This window comes from Streptomyces sp. NBC_00986, assembly GCF_045162565.1.
Taxonomy (GTDB): domain Bacteria; phylum Actinomycetota; class Actinomycetes; order Streptomycetales; family Streptomycetaceae; genus Streptomyces.
In genome coordinates, this window is the sequence record NZ_CP108733.1 from 1,039,524 (window position 1) to 1,057,284 (window position 17,761).

Annotated in this window: 16 protein-coding genes and 1 riboswitch; of the genes, 9 read left to right on the plus strand and 7 right to left on the minus strand. The window is 69.7% G+C overall.

Annotated elements, in window-relative coordinates:
* Positions 1-2 precede the first annotated feature (2 nt).
* Positions 3-176: riboswitch (cyclic di-AMP (ydaO/yuaA leader) on the plus strand.
* An 8-nt stretch (positions 177-184) separates the two neighbouring features.
* A complete protein-coding gene (locus OG504_RS04575; RefSeq protein WP_405988512.1) occupies positions 185-1,858 on the plus strand; it encodes an NlpC/P60 family protein in 1,674 nt (557 codons plus the stop codon).
* A 197-nt stretch (positions 1,859-2,055) separates the two neighbouring features.
* On the plus strand, positions 2,056-2,514 hold the full coding sequence (locus tag OG504_RS04580) for a hypothetical protein (RefSeq protein ID WP_405988513.1): 459 nt from the start codon (positions 2,056-2,058) through the stop codon (positions 2,512-2,514).
* A gap of 1 nt (position 2,515) precedes the next feature.
* Here OG504_RS04580 and OG504_RS04585 read toward each other — a convergent pair whose 3' ends face one another.
* Entirely contained in the window at positions 2,516-3,376 is an 861-nt protein-coding gene (locus OG504_RS04585; protein ID WP_405988514.1) for an endonuclease/exonuclease/phosphatase family protein, read from the minus strand.
* Between the two features lie 157 nt (positions 3,377-3,533).
* On the opposite strand from OG504_RS04585, the gene OG504_RS04590 reads away from it, so the two are divergent.
* The 3 genes from OG504_RS04590 to gndA all read left to right on the plus strand — a co-directional run bounded on the left by OG504_RS04590 (position 3,534) and on the right by gndA (position 6,281).
* Entirely contained in the window at positions 3,534-4,067 is a 534-nt protein-coding gene (locus OG504_RS04590; RefSeq protein WP_405988515.1) for a GtrA family protein, read from the plus strand.
* Positions 4,068-4,121: 54 nt separating this feature from the next.
* Positions 4,122-4,667 carry a hypothetical protein gene (locus tag OG504_RS04595; protein ID WP_405988516.1) on the plus strand — a complete coding sequence of 182 codons (546 nt, stop codon included), beginning with the start codon at positions 4,122-4,124 and terminating at the stop codon, positions 4,665-4,667.
* Between the two features lie 144 nt (positions 4,668-4,811).
* The gene (gene gndA, locus OG504_RS04600; protein ID WP_405988517.1) at positions 4,812-6,281 is read left to right on the plus strand and encodes an NADP-dependent phosphogluconate dehydrogenase; all 1,470 of its coding nucleotides are present in this window, start codon (positions 4,812-4,814) and stop codon (positions 6,279-6,281) included.
* Between the two features lie 63 nt (positions 6,282-6,344).
* Here the strand turns inward: gndA and OG504_RS04605 are convergent, their stop codons facing one another.
* On the minus strand, positions 6,345-7,331 hold the full coding sequence (locus OG504_RS04605) for a LacI family DNA-binding transcriptional regulator (RefSeq protein ID WP_405988518.1): 987 nt from the start codon (positions 7,329-7,331) through the stop codon (positions 6,345-6,347).
* Between the two features lie 293 nt (positions 7,332-7,624).
* Between OG504_RS04605 and OG504_RS04610 the strand changes: the two genes are divergently transcribed.
* From OG504_RS04610 to OG504_RS04625, 4 genes are all read left to right on the plus strand, one after another.
* Positions 7,625-8,551 carry a sugar ABC transporter permease gene (locus OG504_RS04610; RefSeq protein WP_318021014.1) on the plus strand — a complete coding sequence of 309 codons (927 nt, stop codon included), beginning with the start codon at positions 7,625-7,627 and terminating at the stop codon, positions 8,549-8,551.
* A gap of 3 nt (positions 8,552-8,554) precedes the next feature.
* The gene (locus OG504_RS04615) at positions 8,555-9,505 is read left to right on the plus strand and encodes a carbohydrate ABC transporter permease (protein WP_405988519.1); all 951 of its coding nucleotides are present in this window, start codon (positions 8,555-8,557) and stop codon (positions 9,503-9,505) included.
* Positions 9,506-9,551: 46 nt separating this feature from the next.
* Positions 9,552-10,892 (plus strand): ABC transporter substrate-binding protein, encoded by a 1,341-nt coding sequence (locus OG504_RS04620; protein WP_405988520.1) that lies wholly within the window; start codon positions 9,552-9,554, stop codon positions 10,890-10,892.
* Between the two features lie 144 nt (positions 10,893-11,036).
* Entirely contained in the window at positions 11,037-13,088 is a 2,052-nt protein-coding gene (locus OG504_RS04625) for a beta-galactosidase (protein ID WP_405988521.1), read from the plus strand.
* On the opposite strand, the gene OG504_RS04630 is transcribed toward OG504_RS04625, so the two are convergent.
* From OG504_RS04630 to OG504_RS04650, 5 genes are all read right to left on the minus strand, one after another.
* The gene (locus OG504_RS04630) at positions 13,081-13,728 is read right to left on the minus strand and encodes a response regulator (RefSeq protein WP_405988522.1); all 648 of its coding nucleotides are present in this window, start codon (positions 13,726-13,728) and stop codon (positions 13,081-13,083) included. The genes OG504_RS04625 and OG504_RS04630 overlap by 8 nt on opposite strands.
* The gene (locus tag OG504_RS04635) at positions 13,725-14,972 is read right to left on the minus strand and encodes a sensor histidine kinase (RefSeq protein WP_405988523.1); all 1,248 of its coding nucleotides are present in this window, start codon (positions 14,970-14,972) and stop codon (positions 13,725-13,727) included. Before OG504_RS04635 ends, OG504_RS04630 begins: the two co-directional genes overlap by 4 nt.
* Before the next feature lie 85 nt (positions 14,973-15,057).
* On the minus strand, positions 15,058-16,143 hold the full coding sequence (locus OG504_RS04640) for an ABC transporter substrate-binding protein (RefSeq protein ID WP_405988524.1): 1,086 nt from the start codon (positions 16,141-16,143) through the stop codon (positions 15,058-15,060).
* 249 nt (positions 16,144-16,392) lie between these two features.
* Entirely contained in the window at positions 16,393-17,139 is a 747-nt protein-coding gene (locus tag OG504_RS04645) for a hypothetical protein (RefSeq protein WP_405988525.1), read from the minus strand.
* Positions 17,136-17,714, minus strand: coding sequence for a TetR/AcrR family transcriptional regulator (locus OG504_RS04650; protein WP_405988526.1), 579 nt, complete (start codon positions 17,712-17,714; stop codon positions 17,136-17,138). Before OG504_RS04650 ends, OG504_RS04645 begins: the two co-directional genes overlap by 4 nt.
* Positions 17,715-17,761: the final 47 nt, after the last annotated feature.

Sequence of the window (17,761 nt, forward strand, 5' to 3'; positions counted from 1 at the left end):
CCGCACGGTTTGCGCCGAATCCGGTGTGTCGCTCGCGACAGCCGGAACCGGGGACCCAACCGACTTGGGGTGAATCGGCCCAACTGCCCGCCCGGGCAAGGGTCGTAGGGCAATCCTTCCGTGATCGGCCGCCCGAACCCGACAGCTAACCCGGTAGGCGCGATACGGAAGGAGCACGTCTGCCATGCCGGCAGAACGACGTACGCGCACCGGAGGCAGTGGCCCCACCGTGGACGACCGACCCAGCCGTGACGAAGTGCAGCGGCGGATCAACTCCCTTTACGACAGGGCCGAGACGGCCACCGGAAACTACAACGCCACGCGCAAGATGTCCGGGGGACCGCGCCAGCGTGTCGAACCCCGTCCCAGCGCGTCGCGTCCTTCCGACCCCGCCCAAGATGCCGTCACTCGGCAGTTGTTCGACCGCGCTCGCGCCCAACTGGGCCCGACCGTACCGGCGAAACTGCCGCCCGGCAGGACCCCCGCCCGCTCGGCGGCACCCCGGCCCGAGCGGTCCGAGCGACGCCCCGAGCCCGAAGGCGGCGGCCGCGCACTCGAGGCGCAGCCCAGCCGTGCCGTGGCCGAACTGACCGCGGGGACCGGCACACCGGAGCCCGCTACCCCTCAACTCACCGTTCCTGTCGCGGAGTTGACGGCAGGACCGATCGCCGCGCTGTCGCCCGTCACACCCCAGATGCCTCAGATCGCCGCGCCGCAGGCACCCCAGATGCCGTACATGCAGCAGATGGCCCAGATGCCGCAGGCGACCGTCCTCGACCTGCCGCCCGTGCCCGCCATCGAGGTGCCGCCAACGCCCGTCGTCGAGGCACAGCAGTTCGCCGTCGCGGCCGCCCCGGCACCGGTCTTCGACCCGCTCACCGCGGACCTCGAACTGCTCCCGTACATCGCGGCGCCGCGCACCGAGTCCGCCCCGGCCGGTGCCACCTGGCCGCCGCCCGCGGAGACCAACTGGCCCACCCCGGACACGACTTGGGCGACCGGGTCGATGCCCATGGTTCCCGAACAGCAGATGTGGTCGACCGGTCAGATGCCCGCCGTGGCCGAGCAACGCGCCTGGTCCACGGGGCAGATGCCCGTCGTGCCGCAGCAACAGGCTTGGTCGACGGGCCAGATGCCGATCGTGGCCGAGCAACAGCCGTGGGCCACCGGTCAGATGCCGATCGTGGCCGAGCAGCAGGCCTGGTCGACCGGCCAGATGCCCGTCGTCCCCGAACAACAGGCCTGGTCCACTGGTCAGATGCCCGCGGTGACCGAGCAGCGGACCTCCTACCCCACGCCGGAACCGGACTGGCGCCCGCCGCAACAGGAGTGGCAGCCGACCCCGCCCGCCGCCGAGGTCTCCTTCGCCGCGGCCCCGGCCATCGCTGCCGAGTTCACCCTGCCCACGGCTCCGACGATGGCCCCGGAGATCATTCTCCCCCCAGCCCCGACCATCAGCCCGGCGGCCGTACCCGCCGCGCTGCAGGACCCCGGCACGCTCAGCAAGACCAGCACCGCGCTCGCCTTCGCCCGCGCACAGATCGGCAGGCCGTGCCTGTGGGGCGCGGCTGGACCGGACGCGTACGACTGCTCCAGCCTCACCCAGGCCGCCTGGAAGGCCGCAGGCGTCCTCCTCCCGCGCACCGCCCAGGAACAGTCCGGCGCCGGCGCCCTCGTCCCGCTCACGGACATCCGCCCCGGCGACCTGATCTTCTTCTACGACAGCATCGACCACGTCGGCCTCTACACCGGCAACGGCCTGATGATCCACGCGCCGAGCCCGGGCACGCCGATACGCGAGGAGTCGATCTTCCACGCCGGTGCCGCCGCCATCCGGGGCGCCGTACGGCCCGCCTGATCCGATCGGGGCCGGGCATTTCCCGGCCCTGACCGCACACCCCGCGACAGTCCCGGCCAACCGCGTCGTGGACCCGTACGAGTGGTGCATCCTGGGACACGGTCGTAGCGTCGACAGAGACACGACGACCGTGCCCCGGCAGGCGGGCCCACCGCTGGTGCGGGGCGACGAGGACGAACAGGCGGCCGGGAGCGGACATGTACAAACACACCATGGTCGGAATCGTCACGCTCTGTGCCGCGGCCCTGCTCGGGCCGGCCGTCGCCACCTCGTCGGCGGCCCCGGCCACGGTCCCGGCGACCGCCCACCGACAGCTCCAGGACCCGGTACTGGTCGACTGCCTGTGGCACCCCGAGGTGCGTCCCACCGACTTCATGCTCGCCTGCGGCGACGGCAACAGCCGCCTCACGTCGCTGCGTTGGACGTCCTGGAACGGCAACTCCGCGACGGCCACGGGCGTCAACTGGGTGAACGACTGCAACCCCTATTGCGCGGTGGGCAAGTTCCACTCGTTCCCGGTCACCGTCCGGCTCGACGACGCGCAGACGTGGAAGCGGCACCCGCAGGCGCGGCAGTACACCGAGATCACCCTGACGTACCCCGGCGCGAGGCCGGACAAGTTCCAGCACACGGTGACCTACCCCCTCTGGAACTGACTCAGAGCGCCAGCTCCACCACCAGCGGCCGGTGATCCGAGATCGCCGTCCTCGGCACGCACACCTCCCCTACGGCGTCCGCGCCGAGCCCCGTCGCCATGACGTGATCGAGCTGCACGAGCGGCCGGTGCGAAGGAAAGGTCGCCTGCCGGGCAGAGCGCTGCCAGCGCCGCCTCCCCATCCCGTCGAGGGTGATCCGGGGCAGCGCGCCGAAGAGGTTGAAGTCGCCCATCAACACCCGGGGTTGGGGCAGATCGGCGATCCAGCGACGCACGGTGCGCAGTTGCCCGATGTTCCATCCCGGCACGAACGAGAGATGGACGGCCACGACGGTGAACGGGCCGTGCGGTCCTTCCAGTACGGCGGCAAGGGCGGCCCGGGGCTGATCCCGGGCCAGCACCGGAACGGCCCGCCCGGCCACCCGCAGCGGCATGCCGAAGGGCGCCGCCGGGAGCCGTAGGGCCCGCCACTCGTGGACCGGGAGCCGGGACAGCAATGCGAGCCCGTGCGAAGGGACTTCGGGCCGCTGAGCCCCCGGGCCGTAGACGCGCATCCCGGGCACGGTCGGGTCGGGGACCCAGCCCCGGCCCGGCACGGAGCGGCAGTGCAGCGCGGTCGCGTATCGCCAGTCGCGTGCGCCCATCGCGTCGGCGGCTACGGCCGCCTGATCGACACCGCCCGAGCGTTCCTGGAGACAGTCGATCTCCTGGAGTGCCACCACGTCGGCGTCCAGGGAGGCGACGGCTTCGGCGAGGGGTGCCGAGAGGTCGCCGGGGGCAACGGGGTTCGGCCGGCCGTCCGGCTGGATCTGCCGACCGTGCAGCACGTTGAACGTCGCGCATCTCACCAGTAACTCACCCATGATCAGGCCGCATTGTACGTAGTTCGCCTGTGGATCGGGCTCCCCTCCGTGAAAATGTACTTGCGTAACTCAATCAATCCGCTATAGTTGAGTAAGTCAAGCAAACTTACGCGGCCGCATCGCAGAGGCGCAGCGTACGGAGCGGATGGAGACCGCCATGGACGACGCGCCCCGGACCCCGGCCGCTCCAGGTCCGCTCGCCTCCTTCGCCCGGTTCGTGGCGCTGGGCGGCGGTGTCGGGCTCCTCTCCAGCGGCGCCGTGGCCCTGCTGGCCGAGCGGCTGCCCTGGGCCCTGGCGAACGCGCTGATCACCGTCGTCTCCACTCTCCTGTGCACGGAGCTCCACGCCCGTTTCACCTTCGGCTCGGGCCGGCACGCCGGATGGCTCCGGCACTGGCAGTCGGCGGGCTCGGCCGCGGCGGCCTACGGGGTGACCTGCGCCGCGATGTTCGCCCTGCACCTGGTGCAGTCGTCGCCGGGGATGCTGACCGAGCAGATCGTCTACCTCGGCGCGTCCGGGCTTGCGGGCCTTGCCCGGTTCCTGCTGCTGCGGCTGTACGTCTTCGCCGGCGGTCGGGACCGGACCGCGACGGTCGAGTCGCGGCAACTCCAGCGCCTTCAGGGCATGTTGACGGCTCCGGTCACCGTAGGAGCCTCGCAGCAGCGGCAGTTCTCGCTCGCCTCCCCCTGACGCCACCCAATGATCAGTTACGCTGACCGTTTCCAATTCACGGGCGGCGGGGGCATGTTCACCAAGCGATTGATTGCGGGCGGACTGACAGCACTTCTGATCGGAGCGCTCAGCGCATGCGGCGGCGGGAGCGGAAGCGACAACACCACGCGATCCGCGTCCGGCGAGGGCCAGAGCAGTTCGAGCACCACCGCGCCGAAGGCCCAGCCCTCCCCCGACACCGTGACCGGGCTTCGTGACTCGGTCCGTCACCTCGCCAGGCAGACGGCGAAGGGCACGCGGCCGCACACCGTCACCCAGTGCGCGTCCGCCTCCAAGAAGGTCCGGCACACGTCCAGTTCGGGATCGGGTTCCAAGAAGAAGACCCGCACCTGGTACACCACGGAGCAGTACCGGAAGTGCTCGAAGGTGCGCAGCGGCACCGAGACGTACACCCGGATCGTCCGCCAGGAACGGTGGTGCGTGAGCCTCGACGACGTCGGCGGCGACACCGGCAAGGACGACGTCTGGTACCAGGTCACGCGCGCCGCCTACGACGAGGCGCGCATCGCGGACGAGCACGCGCGCGTGGAGCTGACTCCGACCGGTTCGGGCTGCTGAGACCACGTTCCGAGGACGCGGCGCCGGAACGAATTACGAATCGGGGTCCCGTACTTCGAGTCTTTTCGTGATCACAGACGTACCTGCGGGCATGGGCGCCCAGCGCCGACCCGCCACGTCACCGACTCGGAGAACAGGCACCCCATGAACGCATCCGCACCGCACGACCCCGCCGCCGACGGAACCGCCCAGATCGGCGTCACCGGCCTCGGCGTGATGGGCCGCAACCTCGCGCGGAACTTCGCCCGCAACGGCTACACGGTCGCGGTCCACAACCGGTCCCCGCACCGCACCCATGAGTTGATGAAGGAGTACGGCGACGAGGGCGCCTTCGTCCCGGCCGAGACGGCCCAGGAGTTCGTGGCCGCGCTCGAGAAGCCCCGCCGCCTGATGATCATGGTGCAGGCCGGTCCGGCCACCGACGCCGTGATCGACGAGTTCGCCGCGCTCATGGAGCCCGGCGACATGATCATCGACGGCGGCAACGCCCACTTCGCCGACACCCGCCGCCGCGAGGCCGCCCTGCGCGACAAGGGCCTCCACTTCGTCGGCGCCGGTGTCTCCGGCGGCGAGGAGGGCGCGCTGAACGGGCCCTCGATCATGCCCGGCGGTTCGGCGGAGTCGTACGCCGTGCTGGGTCCGATGTTCGAGTCCGTCAGCGCGAAGGTCGACGGCGAGCCCTGTTCGACGCACATCGGGACCGACGGCGCCGGGCACTTCGTCAAGATGGTGCACAACGGCATCGAGTACGCCGACATGCAGCTCATCGCCGAGGCGTACGACCTGCTGCGCCAGGTCGGCGGCTACGCCCCGGCCGAGATCGCGGAGATCTTCCAGCGCTGGAACGAGGGACGGCTGGGTTCCTATCTGATCGAGATCACCGCCGAGGTCCTCGCGCACACCGACGCGGAGACCGGCAAGGCGTTCGTCGACATCGTCACCGACGCGGCCGGCCAGAAGGGCACCGGCCGCTGGACCGTACAGACCGCGCTGGAGCTGGGTTCGCCGGTCACCGCGATCGCGCAGGCCACCTTCGCGCGCGCCTCGTCCAGCCAGGGCGACCTGCGCGCCGCCTACCGCGGCCTGCCCGGCGGCACCACTCCCCCGCTGAGCCGCACCGAGGCAGACCGGTTCACCGCCCAGGTCGAGCAGGCACTGTACGCCTCGAAGGTCATCGCCTACGACCAGGGCTGGAAGATGATCCAGGACGCGGCGGCCGAGTTCGACTGGTCGATCGACCTGGCCGCCGTCGCCGGGATCTGGCGCGGCGGCTGCATCATCCGCGCCTCCTTCCTCGACCGCATCCGTGCCGCGTACACGGCCGACCCTGGGCTGGTCAGCCTGCTGGGCGAGGAGCGTTTCGCGCAGGAGATCGGCGACGCGCAGGTCCCCTGGCGCGAGGTGGTCGCCTCGGCGGCCCGCCGCGGCATCCCCGTCCCGGCGTTCTCCGCCGCGCTGTCGCACTACGACACGTTGCGCGCCGACCGGCTGCCGGCGGCCCTGCTCCAGGGCCAGCGCGACTTCTTCGGCGCGCACACCTACGGCCGTACGGACCGCACCGGCATGTTCCACACGCACTGGTCCCGGCCCGGCCGCCCGGAGACGACGGCCTGAGCCGTCCGCGCATGACACCCCGGCCCTCCTGCTCAGGCAGGGGGGCCGGAGGTCTGTGCACCGCTACTCGACGGGCGCTGCCGTGCTGTCACGTATGACGAGTTTCGTGGGCACCAGCGTGGTGCCGTGTTCGTCGCCGTGCTCCCGCATCCGCCGTAGGACACCCTCGACGCACAGGCGGCCGACCTCGGCGAAGTCCTGGTGGACGGTGGTCAGGGGCGGCAGGAAGGAACCGGCCTCCGGGATGTCGTCGAAGCCGATGACACTGACGTCCTCGGGGATGCGCCGGCCGCGCTCGTGCAGGGCGCGCAGCAGGCCCAGCGCCATCTGGTCGTTGGCCGCGAACACGGCCGTACAGTCGGCCTGTTGGGCGAGTTCCAGACCCACGCGGTAGCCGGATTCCGCGGACCAGTCGCCGCGTACGACGGGGGGCACGAGCCGTCCCGCGTCGGTGAGTTCGGCGCTCCAGGCGTCGGCTCGGCGCTGGGCCGCGAAGGACTCCTCGGGGCCCGCCAGGTGCCAGACTGTGCGATGGCCGAGGTCGAGGAGATGGCGTACGGCGGCCCGCGCTCCACCGTTCTGGTCGGTGTCGACCACGCTGTAGCGGTCGCCCGCGTCGGAGTCGGCGACCACGACCTGGACGTGCGGCGGCAGGGAGATGGTCGCCGCGTCCAGGAGGTGGACCTCCATGATGGCGATGACGGCGTCGACGGCGAGTTCGCCGAGGCGGGAGAAGGCGCCGCGCACCTCGTCCTGGGTCGGAACGGCGACCGGCAGCAGCGTGACGGCGTAGCCCTCGTGCGCGGCGGAGGTGGCGATCGCCTCCAGGGTGCGCATGTTGCCGGTGGTGGAGAGGTTGAAGGTGATCACGCCGATGGTGCGGAACTCCCCGCGTTTCAGCGCGCGGGCCGCGCTGTTGGGCCGGTAGCCCAGCTCCTTCATGGCGGCGAGGACCTGTTGCCGCGTCTCCTCGTTGACGCCCTCGAAACCGTTGGACACGCGGGAAACCGTCTGTGACGACACGCCGGCGACGCGCGCGACATCCGCCATGGACGCGCTCGGGGCACGTCGCGACGACCGTTTCCCGCTGCGTCTGCGTGGCTTCTCCGTACCGCCCGAGGCACCGTCCACTGTGTCCACCTGTATCCCTCACATATCGATCCGATCGCCTCGGCCGTGTTTCCCCAAACGACCCTTGACCACCGACATTGGGGCAGTGTAGACATGCCGCCATCAGATGTTTACGTAAACATAACAGCCCGGGGCCGTTCCGGACCGTGCTGTTTACGCAACATCGCGACGGCGTGTGACGCCGGTTCCGAGATGGACGAGCGAGGAACTACATGACGACGCTTCAACCCCCTGCGGCCGCGACTCGGCCTCCGACCAGGCCGTCGGCGAAACGGGACCGACGTTCCTGGACAGGGTGGGGTTTCATCGGACCCTTCGCGGTGGTCTTCGCCTTCGTCTTCCTGGCTCCGATCGCGTACTCGATCTACCTGAGTCTCTTCCGCGACCAGCTCATCGGCGGCAACCACTTCGTCGGCCTGGACAACTACACGCAGGCCTTCCAGGACGACCAGTTCTGGTCCTCTCTGGAGCGGGTCTCGCTGTTCCTGGTGATCCAGGTGCCGATCATGCTCGGCATCGCCCTGTTCGTGGCGCTCGCCCTGGACAGCGGCAGGCTCTTCGGCCGGGACTTCTTCCGGATCTCGATCTTCCTGCCGTACGCCGTGCCCGCCGTGGTCGCCACCCTGATGTGGGGCTTCATGTACGGCACCCAGTTCGGTCTGGTCGGTGACATCAACAGCGCGTTCGACGTCACGCTGCCCGACCCGCTCTCCGCGCACCTGGTGCTGGCGTCGATCGGCAACATCGTCACCTGGGAGTTCGTCGGCTACAACATGCTGATCTTCTACTCCGCGCTGCGGGTCATCCCGACCTCGCTGTACGAGGCGGCGGAGATCGACGGCGCCGGGCAGTTCCGGGTCATCACGGCCATCAAGCTCCCCGCGATCCGCGGTGCCCTGGTCATCGCGACGATCTTCTCGATCATCGGCAGCTTCCAGCTCTTCAACGAGCCGAGCATCCTGCGACCGCTGGCACGCAACGCGATCACGACGGACTACACGCCGAACTTCTACACGTACTCACTGTCCTTCAACGGACAGCAGCACAACTACTCCGCGGCGGTCGCCATCATCATGGGGCTGATCACCATGATCATCGCCTACGTCGTGCAGCTCCGCGGCATGCGCAAGGGAGCCTGAGCCATGAGCACCCCCGTCACCACCGCCTCTCCCTCCGCGTCCGCGCCCTCCGGCGGCGGCCACAAGGGCGCGCCCCGGCTGCGCACCCCGCGCAAGAAGCACTCCCCCGGGCGCCCCAAGCGCAGTGTGCTGCTGACCGTGCTCACCGGTCTGGTCCTGGTCTACACCGTGGTGCCGCTGCTGTGGCTGGTCATCAACGCGACCAAGACGCAGCAGGGACTCTCCGACTCCAACGGCCTGTGGTTCGCCCACAACTTCGCCCTCTGGTCCAACATCCACGACACGTTCACCTACCACGACGGCATCTTCGGCCGCTGGCTGCTGAACACCCTGCTGTACGTCGTCCTCGGCGCCGGCGGTGCCACCTTCCTGTCGATCCTCGGCGGCTACGCGCTGGCGAAGTTCAACTTCCCCGGCAAGCGCGCCGTCTTCGCCGTGGTCATCGGCGCCGTAGCGGTTCCCGGTACGGCCCTCGCGGTGCCGACCTTCCTGATGTTCAGCAAGGTGGGGCTCACGGACACCCCGTGGGCGGTGATCATCCCCTCGCTGGTCTCGCCGTTCGGCCTGTACCTGATGTGGGTCTTCGCCACCGAGGCCATCCCGGTCGAACTCCTCGAAGCCGCCCGGATCGACGGAGCGGGCGAGATCCGCACCTTCTTCCAGGTCTCCCTGCCGCTGCTCGCGCCCGGTGTCGTGACGGTGCTGCTGTTCACCACGGTCGCGACGTGGAACAACTACTTCCTGCCGTTGATCATGCTCAGGGATCCGAACTGGTACCCGCTGACCCTGGGCCTGAGCGCCTGGAGCTCCCAGGCCCAGACGATCGGCGGCGACGTCATCTTCAACTTGGTGATCACGGGTTCGCTGCTCACCATCGTGCCGCTGATCGCCGCGTTCCTGCTGCTGCAGAAGTACTGGCAGTCGGGTCTCGCCGCCGGAAGCGTCAAGGAATAACCCAACCCTCAAGTAGTCCCACCCACGAAGAAGTGGAAGCACCTCCATGCGCAGAACCACCAGCCGCCTGCTGCGCGGCCTCGCCGTCCTCTCCGTCCTCTCCCTGGGGGCGACCGCGTGCGGCAGTTCGGACGACAGCGGCTCCAGCAGCAAGGCAGTCTCCGCGTCGGACATCCAGGCGGCCCTGAAGAAGGGCGGCACGGTCAACGTCTGGGCCTGGGAGCCCACGCTGAAGACGGTCGCCGCCGACTTCGAGAAGAAGTACCCCAAGGTCAAGATCAACCTGGTCAGCGACAAGTCCGGTGACAAGTACTACACCGCGCTGTCGAACGCGATCGCGGCCGGCAAGGGCGTCCCCGACGTCGCCCAGGTCGAGTACTTCGCGCTCAGCCAGTACTCCCTCACCAAGGGCCTGACCGACCTGACGCCCTACGGCGCCGACAAGCTGGCCTCCAAGTACACGGCCGGTCCGTGGAACGCCGTGAGCGACGGCTCCAAGGTCTACGGCCTGCCGATGGACTCGGGCCCGATGGCGATGTTCTACAACAAGAAGGTCTTCGACAAGTACAAGATCGCCGTCCCCACCACGTGGGACGAGTACGTCGTCGCGGCCGCCAAGCTGCACAAGGCCGACCCGAAGGCGTACATCGCCAACGACGCCGGTGACGCGGGCTTCACCACCAGCATGCTGTGGCAGGCCGGTTCGCGCCCCTACAAGGTCGACGGCACCAAGGTGACCGTCAACTTCGAGGACGCGGGCGCCAAGAAGTACACGGAGACCTGGCAGAAGCTGATCGACCAGAAGCTCCTCGCGCCGATCAACGGCTGGACCGACGACTGGTACAAGGGCCTCGGTGACGGCACCATCGCCACCCTGACCACCGGCGCCTGGATGCCCGCCAACTTCGTCAGCGGTGTCGCCGGTGCCTCCGGCGACTGGCGCGCGGCCCCGATGCCGCAGTGGACCGCGGGCGGCAAGGCCAGCGCGGAGAACGGCGGCAGCTCCCTCACCCTGCCCACCCTGGGCAAGAACAAGGAACTCGCCTACGCGTTCGTCCAGTACGCCAACGCCGGCGCCGGCATCCAGACCCGCGTGAACGAGGGCGCCTTCCCGGCCACCAAGGCCGAGCAGCAGTCCGCGGCGTTCCAGAACAAGGCGTTCCCGTACTTCGGCGGGCAGCAGGCCAACAAGATCTTCGCCCAGTCCGCGTCCGAGGTCGCTTCCGACTGGTCGTACCTGCCCTTCCAGCAGTACGCCAACTCGATCTTCAACGACACCGTCGGCAAGGCCTACATCTCGGGCACCACGCTGGCACAGGGTCTGAAGAGCTGGCAGGACGCCTCCGTCAAGTACGGCAACGAGCAGGGTTTCACGGTCAACAAGTGACCCGCTCGAAGTAACCGGTCCACGAAGTAACCGGCACCTTCTCCGGAGCCGCCGCCGAGCAGCAGTCCGCTCGGCGGCGGCCGCCCGGAACCCACCACGCAGCACGCATCTCGTACCGCCTGTGCAGTAACCGGAAGGACCACCATGATCTCCACCCTCCTGTCCCAGTTGCGGCACGGGCCGGACGGTGACGCCACCCCCCGCCTCGCCTACGGCGCCGACTACAACCCGGAGCAGTGGCCGCGGGAGGTGTGGGACGAGGACATCCGGCTGATGCGCGAGGCCGGCGTCAACATCGTCTCCGTGGGGATCTTCTCCTGGGCCCGCATCCAACCGGCCCGGGACGAATGGGACTTCGGCTGGCTCGACGAGATCATGGACCTGCTGCACGCGGGCGGCATCGGCGTCGACCTGGCCACCGCCACCGCCTCCCCGCCGCCGTGGCTGAGCACGGAGCACCCGGAGATCCTCCCGGTGACCGCCGCCGGCGAGACCCTGTGGCCCGGAGGCCGCCAGCACTGGCGTCCCACCTCGCCCGTCTTCCGCGAGCACGCGCTGCGCCTGGTACGGAAGTTGGCCGAGCGCTACGCCGACCACCCCGCGCTGGTCGCCTGGCACGTCTCCAACGAGCTCGGCTGCCACAACGTCTACGACTACTCCGACGACGCGGCCCGCGCCTTCCGCGCCTGGCTGCGCGCCCGCTACACCACGATCGACACGCTCAACCAGGCCTGGGGCACGGCCTTCTGGTCCCAGCGGTACAGCGACTGGGAGCAGATACTCCCGCCCCGGCTGGCCGCCTCCTTCCCGAACCCGACCCAGCAACTCGACTTCAAGCGCTTCTCCTCCGACGCGCTCAAGGACCATCTCCGCACGGAACGCGACCTGTTGCGCGAGATCACCCCGAACGTGCCGGTCACCACCAACTTCATGGTGATGGGCAACACCAAGGGCATGAACTACGCCGACTGGGCGAGCGAGATCGACTTCGTCTCCAACGACCACTACGTCACGCCCGGTCCGCAGGACCGCGACGAGCTGTCCTTCTCCGCGAACCTCGTCAGCGGCATCTCCGCCGGCCGCCCGTGGTTCCTCATGGAGCACTCCACCAGCGCCGTCAACTGGCAGCCCGTCAACGTGGCCAAGCGCCCCGGCGACCTGGCCCGCGACGCGTTGCTGCACGTCGCGCACGGCGCCGACGCCGTCTGCTACTTCCAGTGGCGCCAGTCCGCGGCCGGCGCCGAGAAGTACCACTCCGCGATGGTCCCGCACGCCGGGGCCGACAGCGAGGTCTTCCGCGCGGTGGCCGAACTCGGCCGCACGCTGCGGACGTTGGCCCCCCTCGCTGGTTCCGACCGTGAGACGGCCCGGGTCGGCATCGTCTTCGACTGGGAGTCCTGGTGGGCGAGCGAGCAGGACTCGCACCCCACCGACCGCCTCGACTACCGCCAGGAAGCGCTCGACTGGTACTCCGCCCTCCTCGACCTCGGCGTACGCGCCGACATCGTCACGGCACAGACCGCCCTCGACCGCTACGACGTGGTCATCACGCCGGTGCTGCACATGATCCCCGCAGCCCTCTCCAAGGAACTCACGCGCTACGTCGAGCAGGGCGGCCACCTGGTCTCCACGTACTTCTCCGGTGTCGTCGACGAGAACGACCACATCTGGCTCGGCGGCTACCCGGGCGCCCTGCGCGACCTGTTGGGCATCCGCATCGAGGAGTTCGGCCCGCTGCTCGACGGCGACACGGTCGAGCTGGACCTCGACGGCACGGCCACCGGCTCCCTGTGGACCGACCGGATCACGGTGGCCGACCCCGAGGTGGAGGTACTGGCCCACTACCGCAGCGGTACGTACGCCGGTCGCCCCGCGGTCACCCGCCGTACGGTGGGCGGGGGTTCGGCCGCGTACGTCTCCACCCGCCTGGGCCGCGAGGGCCTCGCCGGTCTGCTCCCCGAGCTGCTCGCGCCGGCCGGTGTCGACAGTGAACTCCCGGACGCGGCAAAGGGAGTTGTCGAGCTGACCGTGCGCCGGAACGCCGACAGCCGCTATCTGTTCCTGGTCAACCGGACCGACGGGACAGTGCCGTTGACGGGCCTGACCGGCGAACTCCTGGTCGGCAGCACGGGCGACGACGGCTTCCCCGTCCTCTCCCCCAGGGAGGTCGCCGTAGTGAGCCAGCCCGTCAGGTGAGTTCGAGCAGCCCCCGGCGGACGGCCTCCGACACGGCCGCCGCCCGGTTGTCGACCTTGAACTTGCGGTAGATCCGCACGAGATGGGTCTTGACCGTGGCCTCGCTGAGGAACAACGCCTCGGCGATGGCCCGGTTGCTGCGCCCCTCCGCCATCAGCCGCACGACCTCGACCTCGCGCTGCGTCAACTCCTGTGCGGGGTCGACCACTTGGCCGACGAGTTCGCCGACGACCTCCGAGGCCAGCCCGACCGAACCTCCGGCGGCCGTACGCACCGCCTGGAAGAGTTCCTCCGGCGCCCCCGCCTTGAGCACATAGCCACGGGCGCCCGCCTCCAACGCCCGTACGACATCGGCCCGTCCTGCATAACTGGTCAGCATGACGACAGCCACACCCGGAGCCCGCTGGGCGAGCCTCCGTACGGCCTCGACGCCGTCGATCCCACTCCCCGCACCGGCGAACCGCAGATCCATCAGCGCGACGTCGGGCGTCAACTGGGCCGCCAGGCGCACGGCCTCCTCGCCACTCCCCGCCTCACCGATCACGTCGAGGTCCGGTTCGCCGTCGAGCAGGGCGCGCAGTCCGGCCCGTACGACGGCGTGGTCGTCCGCGACGAGGAGGCGGAGCGGTGCGGCGGTCATGCGCTGGTCGCCGCGGTGAGAGGTGCGACGGGCTGGATACGGGGCGCGGCGGAGACCGTGGCGCGGACCCTGGTCCCCCGCCCCGGCATGCTGCTCACGTCGAGGTCCCCGCCGCATTCGCGCAGTCGCGCCCGGGCCGCGGGCAGCCCGAATCCGCGGTCGGCGCGGGCACCGGCCGCGAAGGCCGCGGCGGGGTCGAAGCCCCGCCCGTCGTCGCTCACTTCGAGTTCCACCCGGTCCCGATGCCGCCGATAGGTGACCAACACGCTTGCCGCGCGGGCGTGTTCGCGTACGTTCGCCAGCGTGCTCTGCGCAACCCGGAAGAGGGTCGTGGCCGTGTGCTCGTCGAGGACCGGCTGATGCCCGCCCACCGCACGGAACTGGACCCGGGCCCCGGCGCCCTCCGTCCGCGACCGGGCGCACAGCAGCCGCAGCGCGTCCTCCAGGCCCGCCTCGGCGACGGCGGCGGGAGTGAGATCGCGGATGATCCGCCGGGTCTCCGCCAGATTCGCGCCGAGTCCGTCGGCCACGGCGCGGACCCGGGTGCGTGCCACGTCCGGCCGCTCGTCCCAGTCGCGCTCGGCGACTTGCAGCATCATCACGCTGCCGGCGAGTTCCTGGGCCAGGGTGTCGTGCAGGTCGCGGGCGATACGGGTCCGCTCGGCCAGCACACCGGCCTGACGCTGTTGCTTGGCCAACGTGTCCCGGGTGTCCCGCAGTTCCTCGACGAGCCGCTGTCGTACGGCCGCGTCCCGCTGCTGGGTCCGGTAGAGAGCGACGGTCGCCCACACCGCCGCCAAGGGGACCAGAACGACCTCCGGGTCGAACCGCCCGACGGACCGGACGAGCGACCCGACGAGTACGAGGGTGATCACGGCCACCGTCACCACGGCTGCCCGCCGGTCGAGCACACGTAGTGCGGCACAGGCGAGCGGAACGGCGCACCACACGTAGGCGGTGGTGAGCGGCGCCTGGGTGAGGAAGGTCAGCACGGTCCACAGCAGGATCAGTACGGGAATCCAGGCACGCCTGCCGAACGGCCCGAACCGGTCCCACCACGTCAGCCCACCGGCATACACCAGGGCCAGCGCTCCGCTGAGGCTCACGATGTACCAGCACAACGGGACGTCGATCAGGGCGAGCCGGACGAAGCCCGCCCCGACGACGAGGAACAGCGACAGATGGGAGACGTGCTCCAGGGTGTGCCGACTGCCGCGAGCGGTCAGCGGAGTGCGAGCGGACACGGCGGATCCCCTTGGGCCACATGATCCGGACAGGGCCCCCGAGTCTATCGACCACCTGTATGACCGGTGTGAACAGTGGGACCCGTCACGCCCCCGGGTGCAGCCCCAGCCAGCCCGGCGAGGGATCACCCTTGACCTCGCCGAAGTAGAGGGCGAAGGTCTGCTTCCAGCGCTCGACTCCCGCGCGGTCGGCCATGAAGCGCGGGAAGCCGTCGATGTTCGCGTTGGGGTACTCCCAGATCGGCTTCAGTCCCGCCGGGAGCGTGGTGTCGGTCCGCACCGACCAGCCGTTGAAGGACGCCCGCTGCTGGGCGTCGGACAACTGCCAGTTGAGGTACAGCTTGGCGGCCGTCATGTTCTTGGCCTGCTTCAGGATGGCGGCGCGCTGGCCCCAGGCCATGAAGGGGTCGCTGTCGGGAACGACCCACTTCACGGGAGACGTGGAGACCAGCGTGCCCGACGTGGCGACGCCGATCGCCTTCTGCCCGCCGCGGACCGCGTCTCCCGGGGAGTTGCTGCCCCGGGCGAACCGCACGTCCTGCCCGGCGAGCGCGGCCACCCAGTCCCAGCCGTACCGCTGCGCGTACAGGGAGTAGAGGTAAAGGGACGCGTCGTCGTCGTGCGGGTAGGACGAGGCGATCTTCCCCTTCCACTTGGGGTCGATCAGGTCGAGCGGGGTCTTAGGGGCATCCGCACCGACCGCGGCGACGTCGTACAGGAAGCTGAAGGCGACCGCGCCGATGGCGACCCAGGCGCCCTGCGGGTCCTTGAACTTGTCGTAGACCTTCGAGAACCCGGCCGGCCTGTAGGGCAGCAGCCGGCCCTGCTCCTTCCAGCGCGTGAAGTCCTGCAGCGTCTGGAGCTGTACGACATCGGGCACCAGGGTGTCGGTCGCGAACTGGTTGTCCACGCGCACGTCGTGGTACTTGCTGTAGTCGACGATCAGCGTCAGATCCATGGCGGGGAAACGCTTCTTGAAGGCCGCCTTGGTGGCGTCCTGCTGGGTCGGTGTGTCACCCCCCGCATAGACCACCAGCTTGCCGCCGTCCGCCAGGGCGGCGCGGTACAGCTCGTCGAGCGTTCGGCTCTCCTCGGCTCCGGAACCACTCCGCGAGGACCGCCCGGACGGGACGGCCGAGGCGGGCGTGGCCGCGGCACCGAGCACACTCATCCCGAGGGCGGCACCGGCTCCACCGGCGAGTACACGTCGTCTGCTGAGAAAACTGGACACTCTGGGGGCCTCTCTGAGGGGGGCGTGAGGCCATGGGCCGCGCGGGCCGGAGCCCGGCGCGCCATGGTCATCCGTGATTCTTCTGCCGCCCGGGGGCCGCTCGCGTCGTCCGTACGGAGCGAGGGACGTTCGTGAGGTTGAAGCCCCGTTCAACCGATCGGTTGAACGGGACGTCGCCGATCCTCGCCCTCAATCGAGCAGCATGGCCCGCGCCGTGTCGCCGACCTGCCGTGCCTGATCATCCGTCAGGCGGCGGACGTCCCACAGCAGTTCAGCCGCGTCGGCCGCCGCAGGATTTGGGGGCGGGGTGCTGCCGGGGAGACCGACACCGGTGACGACGGACAGGGTGTCGGCGGGGACACCCAGTACGGTCGCGAAGTCCACGAGCAGGTCGGGAGTGAGTTCCTTGCGGCCGTTGCCCACTCCGGCATACGTGGACGCGGCCCAGTACCGGCCCGTCAGACGCAGAAACGTCTGGGCCGTCCCGGTCAGACTCAGATTCCGGTTGCCGATCATGCGCAGGAGCACACCACCGGGACCCCGATCGAACTGTGCGTACGTCCGCACTGCCGGTACCGGCAGTGCGCGGTCCTCCTGTGGCAGTGACCGAACGAGTTGACGCAACCGGCATCTGTGCCCAGGTGGCAGACCCATGGCGTCCCGCACGAGGCCGGGAACCACGACACCCACTCTCGGGTCCAGAGGGGCCAACGCGTCCGGTACCGCAACCCCGGCGATCGCGCACAGGTCCGCGGCGTGCATGTGCAACGCGGGCGCGAGCCTCTCGAGCAGCGGCGGGCTCGGCACCGTTCCGTCGAACACCGCCCGGAGTTCGGGTTCCGGCACACCCGCCGACGTCGACAGGTCGGCGAGGTCCAGCTGCCGGTGTCTCGCCAGCCTCGTCAACAGCACGTCGAAACCCGGGAGTTCCGTCATTCGGGCGTCGGGCGCAGCCCAGCGAAGGTGACCGTGACGAGTCGTCGTACCGCCGCTTTGGAGGGCAGGACGCCGGCCGCGGCGAGGGCATGGAGGCAGTAGGTCGCGAGTTCGTCCGGGGAGACGTCGTCGCGGATGTCGCCGGCCCGGGCGCCCTCGGCCAGGAGTTCGCGGAGGAAGCGGTGGAGGTGCTGCTCGGCCCCGATGACGTGTTCGCCCTGGTGCAGCAGCGCGCCGAGTTCGGGGCCGTGACCGTGGCGCCGTTGCTGGATGAAGGCGTAGGCCTCCAGGACCGCCCTCAGCCGCTCACCCGCGCTGCCGGAACCGTCCCGGAGTTCGGCGAGTTCCTTGAGGTGCCCGGCGATCCGCTGCTCGTGCCAGGCCGTCATGATCGACTCGACGTCCGGGAAGTACTTGTACAACGTGGCCCGGCCGATCCCGCTCTCCTCGGCGATCTTCGACATCGTCACCGAGCGCAGCCCACGCTCGGTGACCAGCACCGCCGTGGTCTCCAACACCGTGTCGCGTACGGCGCGACGGTGCTCCTCGATGGTCTCGTTCCAGATCTTCGGCACAGCCCCAGCATACGTCTTGCCGCCATTGAGACACTATGCATTGACAG

Coding starts and splice junctions, on each gene's coding strand:
- OG504_RS04640 (WP_405988524.1), bottom strand. CDS start 16,143: ATGAGTGTGCTCGGTGCCGCGGCCACGCCCGCCTCGGCCGTCCCGTCC.
- OG504_RS04610 (WP_318021014.1), top strand. CDS start 7,625: ATGACGACGCTTCAACCCCCTGCGGCCGCGACTCGGCCTCCGACCAGG.
- OG504_RS04630 (WP_405988522.1), bottom strand. CDS start 13,728: ATGACCGCCGCACCGCTCCGCCTCCTCGTCGCGGACGACCACGCCGTC.
- OG504_RS04580 (WP_405988513.1), top strand. CDS start 2,056: ATGTACAAACACACCATGGTCGGAATCGTCACGCTCTGTGCCGCGGCC.
- gndA (WP_405988517.1), top strand. CDS start 4,812: ATGAACGCATCCGCACCGCACGACCCCGCCGCCGACGGAACCGCCCAG.
- OG504_RS04645 (WP_405988525.1), bottom strand. CDS start 17,139: ATGACGGAACTCCCGGGTTTCGACGTGCTGTTGACGAGGCTGGCGAGA.
- OG504_RS04595 (WP_405988516.1), top strand. CDS start 4,122: ATGTTCACCAAGCGATTGATTGCGGGCGGACTGACAGCACTTCTGATC.
- OG504_RS04605 (WP_405988518.1), bottom strand. CDS start 7,331: ATGGCGGATGTCGCGCGCGTCGCCGGCGTGTCGTCACAGACGGTTTCC.
- OG504_RS04625 (WP_405988521.1), top strand. CDS start 11,037: ATGATCTCCACCCTCCTGTCCCAGTTGCGGCACGGGCCGGACGGTGAC.
- OG504_RS04585 (WP_405988514.1), bottom strand. CDS start 3,376: ATGGGTGAGTTACTGGTGAGATGCGCGACGTTCAACGTGCTGCACGGT.
- OG504_RS04575 (WP_405988512.1), top strand. CDS start 185: ATGCCGGCAGAACGACGTACGCGCACCGGAGGCAGTGGCCCCACCGTG.
- OG504_RS04590 (WP_405988515.1), top strand. CDS start 3,534: ATGGACGACGCGCCCCGGACCCCGGCCGCTCCAGGTCCGCTCGCCTCC.
- OG504_RS04620 (WP_405988520.1), top strand. CDS start 9,552: ATGCGCAGAACCACCAGCCGCCTGCTGCGCGGCCTCGCCGTCCTCTCC.
- OG504_RS04615 (WP_405988519.1), top strand. CDS start 8,555: ATGAGCACCCCCGTCACCACCGCCTCTCCCTCCGCGTCCGCGCCCTCC.